The sequence below is a fragment of the Pseudorhizobium xiangyangii genome (assembly GCF_020531965.1).
GTDB classification, from domain to species: Bacteria; Pseudomonadota; Alphaproteobacteria; order Rhizobiales; family Rhizobiaceae; genus Neorhizobium; species Neorhizobium xiangyangii.
Genome location: NZ_JAJAWH010000003.1, coordinates 1 through 14,869, shown reverse-complemented (window position 1 = coordinate 14,869; position 14,869 = coordinate 1). Strand labels below are relative to the sequence as shown.

The 14,869-nt window shown below is 61.7% G+C and carries 15 protein-coding genes and 1 tRNA gene; 10 read left to right on the top strand and 6 right to left on the bottom strand.

What is annotated here, in order from left to right; translation table 11 throughout:
* Positions 1–2 precede the first annotated feature (2 nt).
* Positions 3–260, bottom strand: a complete 258-nt coding sequence (locus LH464_RS02850) for an acyl carrier protein (RefSeq protein WP_226784861.1) — start codon at positions 258–260, stop codon at positions 3–5.
* 219 nt (positions 261–479) lie between these two features.
* Between LH464_RS02850 and xth the strand changes: the two genes are divergently transcribed.
* A complete protein-coding gene (gene xth, locus LH464_RS02845) occupies positions 480–1,256 on the top strand; it encodes an exodeoxyribonuclease III (protein ID WP_226784860.1) in 777 nt (258 codons plus the stop codon).
* A 42-nt stretch (positions 1,257–1,298) separates the two neighbouring features.
* Here the strand turns inward: xth and LH464_RS02840 are convergent, their stop codons facing one another.
* Positions 1,299–2,240: a dihydrodipicolinate synthase family protein gene (locus LH464_RS02840; protein WP_226784859.1), complete on the bottom strand. Its 942-nt coding sequence runs from the start codon at positions 2,238–2,240 to the stop codon at positions 1,299–1,301.
* A complete protein-coding gene (locus LH464_RS02835; protein ID WP_226784858.1) occupies positions 2,222–2,926 on the bottom strand; it encodes a ribonuclease activity regulator RraA in 705 nt (234 codons plus the stop codon). The genes LH464_RS02840 and LH464_RS02835 overlap by 19 nt, the downstream gene beginning before the upstream one ends.
* A 226-nt stretch (positions 2,927–3,152) precedes the next feature.
* On the opposite strand from LH464_RS02835, the gene LH464_RS02830 reads away from it, so the two are divergent.
* Positions 3,153–3,389 carry a hypothetical protein gene (locus LH464_RS02830; protein WP_226784857.1) on the top strand — a complete coding sequence of 79 codons (237 nt, stop codon included), beginning with the start codon at positions 3,153–3,155 and terminating at the stop codon, positions 3,387–3,389.
* 98 nt (positions 3,390–3,487) lie between these two features.
* Here the strand turns inward: LH464_RS02830 and LH464_RS02825 are convergent.
* Positions 3,488–3,563: transfer RNA gene (locus LH464_RS02825), tRNA-Thr, on the bottom strand.
* 122 nt (positions 3,564–3,685) lie between these two features.
* Positions 3,686–4,642 carry an NAD(P)H-dependent flavin oxidoreductase gene (locus LH464_RS02820; protein WP_226784856.1) on the bottom strand — a complete coding sequence of 319 codons (957 nt, stop codon included), beginning with the start codon at positions 4,640–4,642 and terminating at the stop codon, positions 3,686–3,688.
* Between the two features lie 213 nt (positions 4,643–4,855).
* Here LH464_RS02820 and LH464_RS02815 point away from each other — a divergent pair, with 213 nt between their 5' ends.
* The gene (locus tag LH464_RS02815; RefSeq protein ID WP_226784855.1) at positions 4,856–6,040 is read left to right on the top strand and encodes a hypothetical protein; all 1,185 of its coding nucleotides are present in this window, start codon (positions 4,856–4,858) and stop codon (positions 6,038–6,040) included.
* Between the two features lie 7 nt (positions 6,041–6,047).
* Here the strand turns inward: LH464_RS02815 and ppk2 are convergent, their stop codons facing one another.
* A complete protein-coding gene (gene ppk2 / locus LH464_RS02810) occupies positions 6,048–6,926 on the bottom strand; it encodes a polyphosphate kinase 2 (RefSeq protein ID WP_226784854.1) in 879 nt (292 codons plus the stop codon).
* A 140-nt stretch (positions 6,927–7,066) separates the two neighbouring features.
* On the opposite strand from ppk2, the gene phoR reads away from it, so the two are divergent.
* The 7 genes from phoR (at position 7,067) to phoB (ending at position 14,818) form a co-directional block, all read left to right on the top strand.
* Positions 7,067–8,314: a phosphate regulon sensor histidine kinase PhoR gene (gene phoR / locus LH464_RS02805; protein WP_226784853.1), complete on the top strand. Its 1,248-nt coding sequence runs from the start codon at positions 7,067–7,069 to the stop codon at positions 8,312–8,314.
* Positions 8,315–8,504: 190 nt separating this feature from the next.
* Entirely contained in the window at positions 8,505–9,539 is a 1,035-nt protein-coding gene (locus tag LH464_RS02800) for a PstS family phosphate ABC transporter substrate-binding protein (RefSeq protein ID WP_226784852.1), read from the top strand.
* Positions 9,540–9,721: 182 nt separating this feature from the next.
* Complete coding sequence (pstC, locus tag LH464_RS02795) at positions 9,722–11,206, top strand: phosphate ABC transporter permease subunit PstC (protein ID WP_226784851.1); 1,485 nt, start codon at positions 9,722–9,724, stop codon at positions 11,204–11,206.
* The gene (gene pstA, locus LH464_RS02790; RefSeq protein WP_226784850.1) at positions 11,203–12,522 is read left to right on the top strand and encodes a phosphate ABC transporter permease PstA; all 1,320 of its coding nucleotides are present in this window, start codon (positions 11,203–11,205) and stop codon (positions 12,520–12,522) included. The genes pstC and pstA overlap by 4 nt, the downstream gene beginning before the upstream one ends.
* Before the next feature lie 14 nt (positions 12,523–12,536).
* Positions 12,537–13,352: a phosphate ABC transporter ATP-binding protein PstB gene (pstB, locus tag LH464_RS02785; protein WP_226784849.1), complete on the top strand. Its 816-nt coding sequence runs from the start codon at positions 12,537–12,539 to the stop codon at positions 13,350–13,352.
* Positions 13,353–13,394: 42 nt separating this feature from the next.
* Positions 13,395–14,114 carry a phosphate signaling complex protein PhoU gene (gene phoU, locus LH464_RS02780; protein ID WP_226784848.1) on the top strand — a complete coding sequence of 240 codons (720 nt, stop codon included), beginning with the start codon at positions 13,395–13,397 and terminating at the stop codon, positions 14,112–14,114.
* 20 nt (positions 14,115–14,134) lie between these two features.
* Positions 14,135–14,818 (top strand): phosphate regulon transcriptional regulator PhoB, encoded by a 684-nt coding sequence (phoB, locus tag LH464_RS02775; protein WP_226784847.1) that lies wholly within the window; start codon positions 14,135–14,137, stop codon positions 14,816–14,818.
* Positions 14,819–14,869: the final 51 nt, after the last annotated feature.

The window sequence follows — 14,869 nt, the reverse complement described above, 5'->3', positions numbered from 1 at the left end:
TGTCAGGCGGCCACCGGCAGCTTGCGCATCAGGTAGCCTGCCATGCTGTCGACGCTGTCGAGGTTTTCCGGGACGATCTCCTCGTCGGCGATGCTGATGCCATAGGAGGCTTCGAGGAAGGCGATCAGTTCCAGCACGCCGGTTGAATCGATCACGCCGCTATCAAGAAGAGATTGGCTGTTTGCGATGTCCGCATCGGCGCGGAAAAGGAAGTTCTCGGCAATAAATTCCCGCAGGGCGGGATGAAATCTCTGGGCCATGGATGGCTGCTCCATTCTAGAAATTTGTCTTCGCGGCGTCGTCCGGTTCACCAATTCGACGCACTTGATCAGGATGCAATGTCGCACGAGGGGCTGAATCTTTCGCTAAGTCAGATCGTAAAGACTTTGCAAAGGCGCGCATCGAACAGCGTCTCCCGTGCGTTAAGACAGGCAACGTCGAGGTATAGATTGAATGCCGGAAAGTGCTGACGTAGACGAATGAGGATCGCGACCTTCAACGTCAATGGTATCAACGGTCGGATCGACCTCCTTCGCCGCTGGCTGGACGAGGCACAACCTGACGTCGTCTGCCTGCAGGAGTTGAAGGCTCCGCAGGAGAAGTTCCCGCAGCGGGCTATCGAAAGCGCCGGCTATGGCGCCGTCTGGCACGGCCAGAAGAGCTGGAACGGCGTCGCTATCCTGGCTCGCGATGTGGATCCTGTCGAAACACGGCGCGGCCTGAGCGGAGATCCCGCGGGTAGCCACAGTCGCTACATCGAAGCCGCCGTGCAGGGCGTGCTGATAGGCTGTCTCTACGCGCCGAACGGCAATCCGGCGCCAGGCCCGAAGTTCGACGACAAGCTTCGTTGGTACGAGCGCTTCATCGCCCACGCCGCGGATCTGCTCGCATCCGGCGCACCTGTCGTGCTCGCCGGGGACTACAACATCATGCCGACAGACCTTGATGTCTATGCGCCGGAGCGATGGCGGGACGATGCGCTGTTCCGGCCCGAGGTGCGGGACGCGTTCTCGATCCTGATGCGGCAGGGCTGGAAGGATGCGGTACGTGATCTCCATCCCGAAGAGCGGATATACACGTTCTGGGATTACTTCCGGAACGCCTGGGGACGCAACGCCGGTCTCAGGCTCGACCATCTGCTTCTCAGCCCGTCGATCGCGAACCGGTTGATAAAGGCGCAGGTGGATCGCCACGTTCGTGGCTGGGATCATGCCAGCGACCACGCGCCGTCATGGATCGAGCTCGCCGACATGTGAGCGACAGGTAAAGCGGGCGACCGTCGGGCCGCCCGTTCTTGCTCATGCCGGGGCGCGGCTGTCATGCTTTGCGAGCCGCGACAGCAGGTAGTCCACTTCGGCGCGCGCGGTGGCGCTGAGTGCCAGGCCCGGCTTGCGCTGTGCATCGGATGTAATGACGCCGCGGCGCTTCAACACATGCTTGCGCACGGCGAGCCCGATACCGAGTTGCTGCTCGTAGCGGATGAGCGGCAGGTGCGCGTCGAAGAGATCATGCGCCTCGTCCCGCCTGCCCTGCGCAAACAGTCCGATCAGCTCGACCAGCATGTCCGGGAAGCCGTAGCCGGTCATGGCGCCATCGGCACCACGTTCGGGTTCGAAATCGAGGAACATCCCGCCATTGCCGCACAGGATCGAGACCGGCCGCAGATCGCCGGCCTTCTGCATGGCGCGAAGCCTGGAGATCTTTTCCAGCCCCGGCCAGTCCTCATGCTTCAGCATCAGGCAGGACGGGTGGTCGGAGATGACCTTGGCGACGACGCCAACCGACATCACGACGCTGAGGGTGAGCGGATAGTCCTGCAGTACCCACGGCACGTCGTCGCCGACGGCCTCCACCGCCTGGGCGAAATAGTTGACGATCTGCTCGTCCGTCCTCAGCGCCGGCGTCGGCGCGATCATCACCCCGGCAGCGCCCATCTCCATGGCGTCTCTTGCCAGCGAGCGCATGGCGGCAAATCCGGGTGCGGAGACGCCGACGATGACCGGCACGCGCGAGCGGCCGACCACCTGCTTGATGACGGCGCGGGACTCGGCGGGTTCCAGCTTGGGCGCTTCCCCCATGATCCCGAGGATGGTGATCCCGGTGCAGCCGCTGTCCTGGTAGAAATCGGTGAGGCGGTCGATGGACAGGTGATCCAGCGTGCCATCGTCATGGAAAGGTGTGGTCGCGATGGCATAGACGCCGGTGCTTTGCGTGGAGAAATTCACTGAGTTTCCTTCCATGATTGGTATCGTTTTTTTGTTTCGGCATCCATCGGATAGAGGCCCGGCAGGGCCACGCCGCGGTCGACCTCGGTCATGATCCAGGCTTCCATCCGTTCCTGCTCCGGCGCTTCCGCCAGCACGGCATCCAGCAGCTTTGCCGGAATGAGGACGGCGCCATCCTCGTCGACCACGACGACGTCATCCGGGAACACGGCCACGCCACCGCAGGCAATCGGCTCCTGCCAGGCCACGAAGGTAAGCCCCGCCACGGAAGGCGGCGCGGCAACGCCATTGCACCAGACGTTCATGCCTGTGCCGAGAACACCTTCGGCATCGCGCACCACGCCGTCGGTCACCAGTCCTGCAACGCCGCGCTTGACCATGCGCGCGCAGAGGATGTCGCCGAAGATGCCGGCGTCGGGTATGCCCATCGCATCGGCGACGGCCACGCATCCCTCCGGCATGGCTTCGATCGCCGCACGGGTGGAGATCGGCGAGGCCCAGCTTTCGGGAGTTGCGAGATCCTCGCGGGCGGGTACGAAACGAAGCGTGAAGGCCGGCCCGACCACGCGCCCCTGGCCGGGCTTCAGCGGCTTCGTGCCGCGCATCCAGACGTTGCGGAGGCCCTTCTTCAGAAGGACGGTGGTCAGTGTGGCGGTGGAAACACCCTTCAGCGTCTCGACGATCTTCGGATCCAGCGGCATGAAATCTCCTCAGCGCCTCGGAAGCCCAGTCTTCCTCTCGCGGCGGCGGATATTCGGCTGCTCGCCACCGGGCGTCAAGGAAAGGACGCAGGGTTTGGACCTCATACGGAAAGTGCGGGCTTACGCCTGCTCCGGTGCCATCTTCGTTCCGTCGAGCATTGAAAAATTCGGGAAGGACGCCAGATCGAAATAGGGCTGAAGTGAAAAGAGCCTCTGGAGGAGACACATGAACAGAAACGTGATCGTCGGCATTGTTGCCCTGGTCGTCATCATCGTCTTGGTGATGATGTTCATGCCGGGCACCAATCAGCCGGCAGGGGATGCCCCGTCGACAGCAGCACCGCCGGCAACGACTGCGCCGGCACCCGAGCCCGCAACACCCGCGCCCGCACCGGTAACACCTGCACCGGCAACGCCTGCACCGGCGACACCGGCACCTGCAACGCCTGCGCCGGCACAATAAAGACTGCTGAGCGAAGCGGTGCCCCTTATCGGTGGCGCCGCTTCGATCGGACACCGATCGGCGGTTGCCGTGGGTAGGTCAGGCTTGTCTGAAGGAAATGGTGCCGCTTGCAGGACTCGAACCTGCGACCCCATCATTACGAATGATGTGCTCTACCACCTGAGCTAAAGCGGCGTACCAAGCGCAAGGCCGGCGGGCCGGCTGCGATGTGTTGCGGCTGATACAGGCAAAGGACGCCGATTTCAAGCCGCGATTTTGCTCCGAACTGCATTTTCACATTCGAAGGCGGCCGGCGCTTAACCGCAGATCCGGCTCCGCGCTTCCCGATACTCCCGGTCGAGACGATCGACCAGTTCCGCGACCGGGACGATGCCCTTGACGGCACCGACTCCCTGGCCGGCTCCCCATATGTCCTTCCAGGCTTTTGCGCCGGTTGTCGCCGTCTCGAAGTCCATCTTGGAGGGATCGGCAACAGGCAGGTCGTCGGGATTCATGCCCGCAGCAGTAATCGAGCCCTTCAGGTAGTTGCCATGTATGCCGGTGAAATAGTTGGAATACACGATGTCGCCCGCCTTCGAGTCGACGATCATCTGCTTGTAACCGTCGGATGCCCTCGCTTCCTCGGTGGCAATGAACGGTGTCCCTACATAGGCCATGTCGGCACCCATGGCCTGCGCCGCGAGGATCCCGCCGCCGGTGCCGATTGCGCCGGCCAGCAGCAGAGGGCCGTCGAACCATTCGCGGATCTCCTGTACGAGCGCGAAGGGAGACAGCGTGCCCGCATGGCCGCCGGCGCCCACAGCGACCGCGATCAGCCCGTCGGCGCCCTTGCGGATCGCGGAATTCGCGTGACGGTTGTTGATGATGTCATGGAGGACGATGCCCCCATAGGAATGGACTGCGGCATTGACCTCGGGAACCGCGCCAAGCGAAGAGATCACGATCGGTACCTTGTACTTCACGCACATCATCAGATCGTGTTCCAGCCGCTTGTTGGACGTGTGGACGATCTGGTTGACCGCGAACGGTGCCGCCGGTCTGTCGGGATGCGCCGCATCGTGAGCGGCAAGTTCTTCCGTGACCTGCGCCAGCCATTCGTCGAGCTGGCTTTCCGGCCGCGCATTGAGAGAGGGAAATGCGCCGACGACCCCGGCCTTGCACTGGGCGATGGTAAGTGCAGGGTGGGAAATGATGAAGAGCGGCGAAGCGACAACCGGAAGGCGCAGTTTTTCCCTTAGAATCGGCGGCAGCATGCAGGTCTCTCCTCAATTGACGTTTACGCAAACGTAAATCGTTTAGCAGAAGCGAAGTCACTGGAAAAGGGGAGCCTTTTTCGCGAGCTGACGGCTTTTGGATACACCGGCCCCATATTTGCCGGAATAGGAATGCCTTGCAGTTCGCGGGCGGAAAGATTACCGGAACGTAAATAAATTTCTTCCGGAGTACGACAGCGTAGAGGGCTGGCATTGAGCGGTTTGGAAACAGCGATCAGAAACGCGTTGGAGAAGTCGGACCGGGCCAACCCGGAAATCCGGGCGCGCATCTATCAGTCTGCCCGGCAGGCACTCGATTCCGGCCTCGCAAGGCAGGGCGTCACCGATGGCCAGGTCATCGCTCTCCAGCGGCAGCGCCTGGAGCTGAAGATACGCGAAATCGAGGGTGAGGAGAGGGGGCTGACGCACGTTCAGCCGCCTGCTGCTTCGCCGGCTCCGCCAGTTCAGGTTCCGTCGTCCGAAACCCCACGGGCCAGCGCGCGACCACAAGGCAGCGCCCCGCAGGACGCGTCCATGCTGGGAGGCGCGACGCGCGATGACGTTCAGGGAAGGTCGAGTTCCGGCTTTGCGGACGATGCTTCCAGCCTCAACGCTTTTCAGTCGGACAGGATCGCGCCAGCCGGAGAGCGCGCCGATGCGCGCGAACCCGTAGCGCCGCCGCCGAAAAACGAAAAGCGCCGACGCGGGAAGAACGCAGCGACGCTGGATGTCCCGCCGGAGCGGGCGGCAAAGCCCCGGCGTCGCCGCAGCTTTCTGTCCGTGCTGATGGCGTGGCTGGTCTTTTTTGCTCTGATCGGTGCCGCTGTCTGGTGGGCCTATTCGTCGGGTCTCATTCAGCAGTCACTCCAGCAGGCTATGGACGCAGGCAGCCGGTCGACGGACAACCGGTCGGGTGGATCTCGGGGACTGGAGCCCCAGGCAGGCTTCTCGGATGAGTGGGTCGAGGTGTTCGACGGCAATGCGGCTTCTGTGCAGGCTGGTGCATCGGCAACCGTGGAAGAGGCGTCGATCCCAAGCGGCGGCCTTGCCGTCCGCGTGACATCCGCTGCAGCGACGACCGCAGGGGACGTGGCGATCACGGTTCCTGCAGACATCCTGCAACAACTCGTCGGAAAGTCTTCCACCATCGCGCTGACGGTGCAGTCATCGACGGAAGAGCCGGTGCAATTCTCGGTACGCTGCGATTTTGCGAGCCTCGGCAGTTGCGCCCGTCATCGCTTCACGGCGCGCCAGGAGCAGGCGGATGTGCTCTTGCGCGTCACGTTCGAAGCCTCCGCTTCTGCCGATGGGCCCGGCAGGCTGCTGGTGAATACCGCTCTCGCCGGCGGCAACCACAGCATGCTCGTGCATTCGGTCCGCGTTCTTCCCGGCCAGTGAGCCGCCGTCACAGGGCTTTGAAGCCCTGGCCGAGGATCTTTGGGTCGATCTCGCCGAGCGCATCCTTGTCCTTGCCCTCATAGTCTATCGACTGGAGGATGTGCCGGATCACATTGAGGCGTGCCCGCCGCTTGTCATTGGCCTTGACGACAGTCCAGGGGGCATGGGCGCTGTGCGTCTTCTTGAGCATCCTGTCGCGAGCTTCGGTATAATCGTCCCACTTGGTCAGCGCTGCGATATCCATCGGCGAAAGCTTCCAGACCTTCAGCGGATCGTGCCGGCGGTCGTGGAAACGCTTCAGCTGCATTTCTTGGCCGATATTGAGCCAGAACTTGAAGAAATAGATCCCTTCATCGACGATCATCTTTTCGAACTGGGGAACATCCTCAAGAAATTTTCCGCATTGCTGCGGCGTGCAGAAGCCCATGACCGGCTCGACGACGCCGCGGTTGTACCAGGAGCGGTCGAACAGCACGATCTCGCCGGCGGTCGGGAAATGTCGGGCATAGCGTTGGAAGTACCACTGGCCCGCTTCGGTCTCCGTCGGCTTCTGGAGAGCGACGACATGGGCCGAACGTGGGTTGAGGTAGGCTCGAACGGAGAAGATCGTCCCGCCTTTGCCGGCGGCATCCCGTCCCTCGAACAGCGCCATCAGGCGCTTGCCGCTCGCCTGTAGCCAGAACTGCAGCTTGACCAGTTCGATCTGCAACTCTTTCAGGGCTTTCTCGTATTTGTCTTTCGATATCTTGTCGTCATAGGGATAGCCGCCCGACGCCAGCGCCGCATCGTCGATCCATTTCGGCAGCTTCGGGTCATCGATGTCGAAGGGGCGCTTGTGTCCGCTGATCTCGAGTTCGACGATGCGATCGTGATTAACATTGCTCATTGATTCGCAACTCCTTGTGGGTGCCGGGCAACGACGAGACGGGATGGCACGAGACGCAATTTATCGCTCATCCACCGGGCGTCGATGTATATCTGTCACGAAAGCGGCCTAAGAGCCGAATATGGGGAGGCATTTCGTCTATGGCATTCGAGGAGTGGGGGGACTGGTTGAGCAAGCGTTTTGGCAGCAGATGGCCGTTGCTTGTTGCGCTCTCGCTGGTCGGAGCCCTTGCGGTCTTCGCCGGGATTCCTTTGTGGCAGGCGGCGCTCGGATGGTTCTTTCTCGTCTGCCTGACGCTGGCCGGCGGCGGAAAGGCAGAGCTGAAGGACGTGCAGACCCAGCCTGTGGACCATTCGCGGCAAAGCGATCCGCTCTCGGAGATCACCGCAACGATCGGCGCTCTGGACATGCCGCTGCTGGTGCTCGACGCCGAGGCTAATGTCTTGTGTCAGAACCCCGCCTGCGATCGCCTGCTCGGCACGTTGCCCGTCGGCACTCATATCTCGGCCCGCATGCGCTCGCCGGCGGTTCTCGACATGGTGCGAGAGACCTTGGCAACCGGTCGGTCGAACCAGATCGAGCATGCGGAGCGGCTGCCGTCCCAGCAAGTCTACATGGTGCGCATAGCTCCGATCGTGCTGCAGATGCCGGCAGGCGGACGGCGGCTCTATCTTCTTTCCTTCCGGGATATCTCCGAGCTGCGCCGGCTGGACCAGATGCGTAGCGATTTCGTCGCAAATGCCAGCCACGAACTGCGAACGCCACTGGCATCTCTTCGGGGCTTCATCGAGACATTGCAGGGACCGGCGAAATCCGATGTGCAGGCGCAGGAGCGGTTCCTGTCGATCATGCTGGATCAGGCGACCCGCATGAGCCGCCTTGTCGACGATCTGCTGTCGCTATCCCGCCTGGAGCTCAGGTCGCATGTGGCTCCGGAGGGCAAGATCGACCTCGCTCCTTTGCTCTGTCACGTGCGGGATTCGCTGGCGCCGCTTGCCCACGACCTGGGAGTTGAAATCCGGCTGCATCTGCCGGAAGGCGCGGTGGAAGTAGCCGGCGAGCGCGACGAACTGGTGCAGGTGTTCGAGAACCTTGTCGAGAATGCCTGCAAGTATGGCCAGGACGGCAAGATCGTCGATGTCCATCTTCGACCGTTGGATCCGGGACCGGTGGAAGTCAGTGTCATCGACCGGGGGCCCGGTATTCCCGCCGAGCATGTGCCGCGCCTGACGGAGCGCTTCTATAGGGTCAGCGTGGCCGATAGCCGGTCCAAAAAAGGAACGGGCCTGGGGCTCGCCATCGTCAAGCACATCCTTACGCGGCACCGCGCACGCCTTATTGTGCGCTCCGAGCTGGGGCGCGGAAGCGACTTTACCGTCCGTTTTTGACGGATTGAGCGTGCCTGCTCAGTAAAGGGCAAATTTTGATATTTGATATCAAATAGTTGGCCCGTCACAAATGTTTCATGCAACTGACATAAAAGGGTGTGCGAGGGGCCGCTATGAGAGGCCTGCCGGGCGCTGGCGAAAGCGAGATGGCGCGGCCAAATTCACACAAGCGCATGATGGGAGATTCCTCATGAACATCCTGAAACTTTCGGCCGCAGCACTGGTGGCCTCCGTGGCCTTCGCCGGCGCAGCTACTGCCCGCGACCAGATCCAGGTGGCCGGTTCGTCTACCGTTCTTCCCTACGCCAAGATCGTTTCCGAAACCTTCGGTGAGACCTTCCCCGACTTCAAGGCTCCGGTTGTTGAGTCCGGTGGCACCGGTGGCGGCCTGAAGGCTTTCTGCTCAGGCGTTGGTGAAGCCACCATCGACATCGCCAACGCTTCGCGCGCCATCAAGGCCGACGAACTGGCGGCCTGCAAGGCAGCCGGCGTTACGGACGTCCAGGAAGTTCAGATCGGCTACGACGGTATCGTCTTCGCCATGGACGCGTCCAACCCGGACGTCGCCATGACGCCGAAGGATCTCTATCTCGCTCTCGCCAACGAAGTCGTTGTCGACGGCAAGCTCGTTGCCAACCCCTACAAGAAGTGGTCGGAAGTCAACTCGGCTCTTCCGGACGTTGCGATCGCGGCCTACATCCCGGGCTCCAAGCACGGCACGCGTGAAGTCTTCGAAGAGAAGATCATGACCGAAGGCTGCAAGGAAGCCGGTGCGGCGGACGCCATCAAGGGTCTCGTCACCGACGCCAAGCAAGCTGCCGCCAAGTGCGTTGCAGTCCGCAAGGACGGCGCGTCGGTTGACATCGACGGCGACTACACCGAAACGCTCGCTCGCATCGATGCCAACAAGACCGGCCTCGGCGTATTCGGCCTGGCCTTCTATGAAAACAACAATGACCGCCTGAAGGTCGCGACGATCAACGGCGTTGTTCCTTCGACCGAGAGCATTGCCTCGGGCGAGTATCCGGTTTCCCGCCCGCTGTTCTTCTACGTGAAGAAGGCTCACCTCGGCGTGATCCCGGGCCTCAAGGAATTCGTCGATTTCTTCGTGTCTGACGACATGATCGGTCCGGACTCCCCGCTGGCGGACTACGGCCTCGTTGCTGCTCCGGACGCAGAGCGCGACGAAATCCGCGCAAAGTTTGAAGCCGGCACCATCATGTAATAATAAACCGGCGCCGGGTCTCCCGGCGCCGGCCTTCTAATCTGTGGGTTAGGCTCGATATCCTGCCGACCTCGCCCGCGGGGTTCTGGCTCATTGAGAGCAATGCGCTAAAGAGTAGCGGTTTCGATGACCGAAGCCGAGCGGCGACACAAGCAGCCGAAGGCGACAGCCAGGGAAGTCTTATGAGCACTTCATTGATCTTGTTGATTGTGGCGTTGATCGGCCTTGCTGGCTATGTGCTTGGTGCGCGTCAGGCGCGCAGGCTTGCCGCGGCCGCCTTGCCAAAAATGCATTCCCGTCCGGGCTATTATGGTTCCTATGTGGCGGTGTGGGCGGGGCTTCCCGCGCTCCTCATCCTGGCTGTCTGGCTCGTGGCCAGCCCGATCTACGTTAATTCCTCGATCCGCGATAACTTCCCGGAGGACCTGAAGGCTCAGACTGAAGCGGCGCAGAGCCTCACCTTCGGAACGATTGGCTCCGTCGCTCGCGGTCTGACGGTCCTGACGCCGGAAGAGGTCGCTCAGGCGCAAGCCAATCCCGGCGAGCTGCGGGTTTTGCTGGGAGGAAAGGGCGTTCCGCTGGCCGGTGATCCAGAGCCGTTCATGGTTTCTGCGGCGGCCGAACTCAACGCGATGAACGCCACGAGCCGGCTCGCGATGACGATTGCCGTGATCGCCGCATCCGTTGTCGGCTTTTTCTACGCCTATAGAATGATCGCGCCCAGGTTCCGTGCCCGCAACAAGGTCGAGCAGGTCATTCTTGCCAGCCTGATTACCGCATCCTGCATCGCCATCCTGACCACGGTCGGCATTGTGGCGTCGATGCTGACGGAAGCGATACAGTTCTTCCAGATGGTTCCTGCCTGGGAGTTTTTCTTCGGCACGGTCTGGGATCCGCGCTTCGCGGCGGCGGGCGCAACGGACTCCGCCGGTCAGTTCGGTCTGATCCCGCTGCTTGCCGGTACGCTCTATATAGGCTTCGTCGCCATGGTCGTGGCGGTTCCCGTGGGCATATTCTCGGCCATCTACATGGCAGAATACGCCTCGCCGCGAATGCGGTCGGCCGTGAAGCCGCTGCTCGAGGTACTGGCCGGCATTCCTACCATCGTATACGGCTTCTTCGCGCTGACGACGGTAGGTCCCTTCCTGCGCGACTTGTCCACGCAGTTGAACGGCATCGCCACCGGCAACTATTCCAATTTCATCCAGGCGCAGAGCGTGATCACCGCCGGCTTCGTCATGGGTATCATGCTGATCCCGTACGTCTCGTCGCTGTCGGACGATATCATTACCGCCGTCCCCCGGGCGCTGCGGGACGGCTCGCTCGGTCTCGGCGCGACACGCTCGGAGACGATCAAGCGTGTGGTTCTTCCTGCTGCATTGCCGGGCATCGTCGGTGCGCTGCTGATGACCGCCTCGCGCGCCATCGGCGAGACGATGATCGTGGTCCTGGCCGCCGGCGTTGCTGCGCGCATGCAGATCAATCCGTTCGAACCCATGACCACCGTCACGGTCAAGATCGTCAGCCAGCTGACGGGCGACCTTGAGTTTACCTCGCCGCAGACGCTCGTGGCCTTCGCACTCGGCATCACGCTGTTTGCGATCACCCTCTGCCTCAACATCTACGCACTCTATATTGTCCGCAAGTACCGGGAGCAGTACGAATGACCAACACAGCTTCTCCCCTTGCGGGTGCGGTACCAGCCCGTCCTGCGCGACGCGACATCGGCATCAAGCGTCGGTACGCGGCAGAGCGCCGCTTTCGGATCTACGGGATCGCGGCCATATCCTTTGGCCTGCTCTTCCTCTTCCTTCTCCTCTGGTCGGTAGGGTCCAAGGGTTACACTGCCTTCCAGCAGACGATGATCACCATTCCCGTCGAGTTCTCCGAGCAGATCATCGACAAGGATAACGAACGCGACACCGACCCGACGAAGCTCATGACCGCGAACTATCCGGTGGTCGCGCGCAATGCTCTGGCCGCCGCACTGGGCGCTGACCCCGGCGACCGCCAGCAGATGCGTGAGATCGGTCGGATGCTGTCGGAAGGTGTTCGGTCGCAGCTTCGCAACATGGTGGTTGCCGATCCGTCGATCATCGGCACGACGCAGACAGTGTCGTTGCTTGCTGCGGGTGAGATCGATTCCGCCCTGAAGGGGCAGATGAACCTCGACGTTCCCGAGGCGAACCGGCGGATATCCGATCAGCAGGTTGGCTGGATGGAGCAACTGACCGAAGCCGGAGCGCTGGCCAAGGAATTCAACACCGGGATCTTCTTCAACGGTGCCTCGAGCCGGCCGGAAGCCGCCGGCGTCGGTGTAGCTCTCATCGGTTCCCTGTACATGATGGGGATCGTGCTGGTGCTGTCGCTGCCGATCGGCGTCGCGGCATCGATATATCTCGAGGAGTTCGCGCCGAAGAACCGCTGGACGGATCTCATCGAGGTCAACATCAACAATCTCGCGGCGGTGCCGTCGATCGTCTACGGTTTGCTTGGTCTTTCGGTCTTTATCGGGTTCGCGGGCCTGCCGCGCTCGGCCGCACTGGTTGGTGGTCTCGTGCTGACGCTGATGACCCTGCCGACGATCATCATCGCCACCCGTGCGGCGCTCAAGGCGGTTCCTCCGTCCATTCGTGCCGCGGCACTGGGTCTCGGCGCCTCTAAGATGCAGACGATATTCCATCATGTGCTGCCGCTGGCCATGCCAGGCATCCTGACGGGCACGATCATCGGTCTGGCGCATGCGCTGGGTGAAACCGCCCCGCTGCTCCTGATCGGCATGGTGGCCTTCGTCGCCAACTATCCGACGACCCCAATGGATCCCGCGACGGCGCTGCCGGTGCAGATCTACATGTGGGCGAACGAAGCGGAACGCGCCTTCGTGGAACGCACCTCGGGCGCGATCATCATTCTTCTTCTGTTCCTCATTGTGATGAACGTCGGCGCAATTCTCTTGAGACGCCGCTTTGAACGCCGCTGGTAGACGGAGTAGGAAAGATGAACATGATGTCGGATGCAGCAGTTGAAAAGGCTCTGGACAAGAAGATGAATGATGTTTCCTACAAGATGATCGGCAAGGACGTGTCGGTCTATTACGGCGACAAGCGTGCGCTTTACGACGTGAATCTCAATGTCCGAGAAAACACTGTCACCGCGTTGATCGGCCCCTCCGGTTGTGGAAAGTCCACCTTCCTGCGCTGCTTGAACCGGATGAACGATACGATCGAGAGCGCCAAGGTCACCGGCAGGATCACGCTCGACGAAGAGGATATCTACGATCCGGCGATCGACGTCGTGGAGCTTCGGGCACGTGTCGGCATGGTCTTCCAGAAGCCGAACCCCTTCCCGAAGTCGATCTACGAGAATATCGCCTATGGTCCGCGCATTCACGGGCTGGCCAGGAACAAGGCAGAGATGGACCAGGTCGTCGAGGCCAGCCTGCAGAGAGCCGGTCTTTGGAACGAAGCCAAGGATCGCCTCCATGAAAGCGGCACCGGCCTGTCCGGCGGCCAGCAGCAGCGTCTCTGCATCGCCCGTGCGATCGCCGTTTCCCCGGAAGTCATCCTCATGGATGAGCCCTGTTCGGCTCTCGACCCGATTGCGACGGCGAAGGTCGAGGAACTCATCCACGAGCTCCGCACGAACTACACGATCGTCATCGTCACCCACTCCATGCAGCAGGCGGCCCGCGTTTCCCAGCGCACGGCGATGTTCCATCTCGGTCATCTGGTCGAAGAAGACGACACCGACAAGATGTTCACCAATCCGAACGATCAGCGCACCCAGGACTACATCATGGGTCGCTTCGGTTGATCATCTTCAGCCCTTTGACGCGGAAATATCGAGGATAAAGCCATGCCATCGACACACATCACGTCGGCCTACGACGAAGAGCTGAAATATCTGACCCGCCGCATTTCGGAGATGGGTGGTCTTGCTGAACAGATGTGCGCGGATGCAGTGCGCGCGCTGGTCAACGCCGACGGCGCGCTCGCCCAGAAGGTGATCTCCGATGACGCCGTCCTCGATCACGCCGAGCGCGAGATCGGCGAAAAGGCCATCATCACGATTGCGAAGCGCCAGCCCATGGCTGCTGACCTGCGGGAAATCATTGGTTCGTTGCGCATCGCGGCAGATCTGGAACGGGTCGGCGACCTGGGAAAGAACACTGCGAAGCGCGTGATCGCGGTCCAGGAGAGCGGTATCCCGCGCAATTTGGCCCGCGGCATAGAGCATCTGTCCGAGCTCGCGCTTATCCAGCTGAAGGAAGTTCTCGACGTTTACGCCACGCGCTCGGTGGAGAAGGCGGAAGCCATCCGCCAGCGCGACGAAGAGATCGACGCCATGTATACCTCGCTCTTCCGCGAGCTCCTCACCTATATGATGGAAGATCCGCGCAACATCACGAGCTGCACGCATCTCCTCTTCTGCGCCAAGAACATCGAGCGCATCGGCGACCACGCCACGAACATCGCCGAGACCATCTATTACATGGCGACGGGACATCAGCCGGAGGGCGAGCGCCCGAAGGATGACCGGTCGAACACGCTCAGTGCCATTCTGAGCGACGATTAAGACTGGCGGAGTAGGTCGCGATGCAGCCCAGAATTACGGTAGTGGAAGACGAAGAAGCGTTGAGCGTGCTTCTTCGCTACAACCTCGAGGCCGAAGGCTATGAGGTCGAGACCATTGTGAAGGGTGATGAGGCGGAGATCCGGTTGCAGGAGCGCGTCCCCGACCTCCTCATCCTGGACTGGATGCTGCCCGGCGTGTCCGGGATCGAGCTTTGCCGCCGCCTGCGCGTGCGCCGGGAGACGGAGCGCCTGCCCATCATCATGCTGACGGCCCGCGGCGAGGAAAGCGAGCGTGTTCGCGGTCTTTCCACCGGAGCCGACGACTATGTCGTCAAGCCGTTCTCCACGCCGGAGCTGATGGCGCGGGTGAAGGCGATGCTACGGCGCGCCCGTCCCGAAGTGGTGTCTGCGGTGCTCCGTTGCGGCGATATCGAGCTGGATCGCGAAACGCATCGCGTTCATCGCAAGAGCCGGGAAGTCCGGCTTGGTCCGACCGAGTTCCGCCTGCTCGAGTTCCTGATGTCTTCGCCGGGACGGGTCTATTCCCGTTCGCAACTGCTCGACGGCGTCTGGGGGCACGACATCTACGTGGATGAGCGCACGGTCGATGTTCATGTGGGACGCCTGCGCAAAGCACTCAACTTCTCGAACATGCAGGATGTGATCCGCACGGTTCGTGGCGCCGGCTATTCGATGGAAACCTGACGCGGCTTTCTTCCCTGTGAAGCAGCAATAAAAAAAGCGGGCCATGGCCCG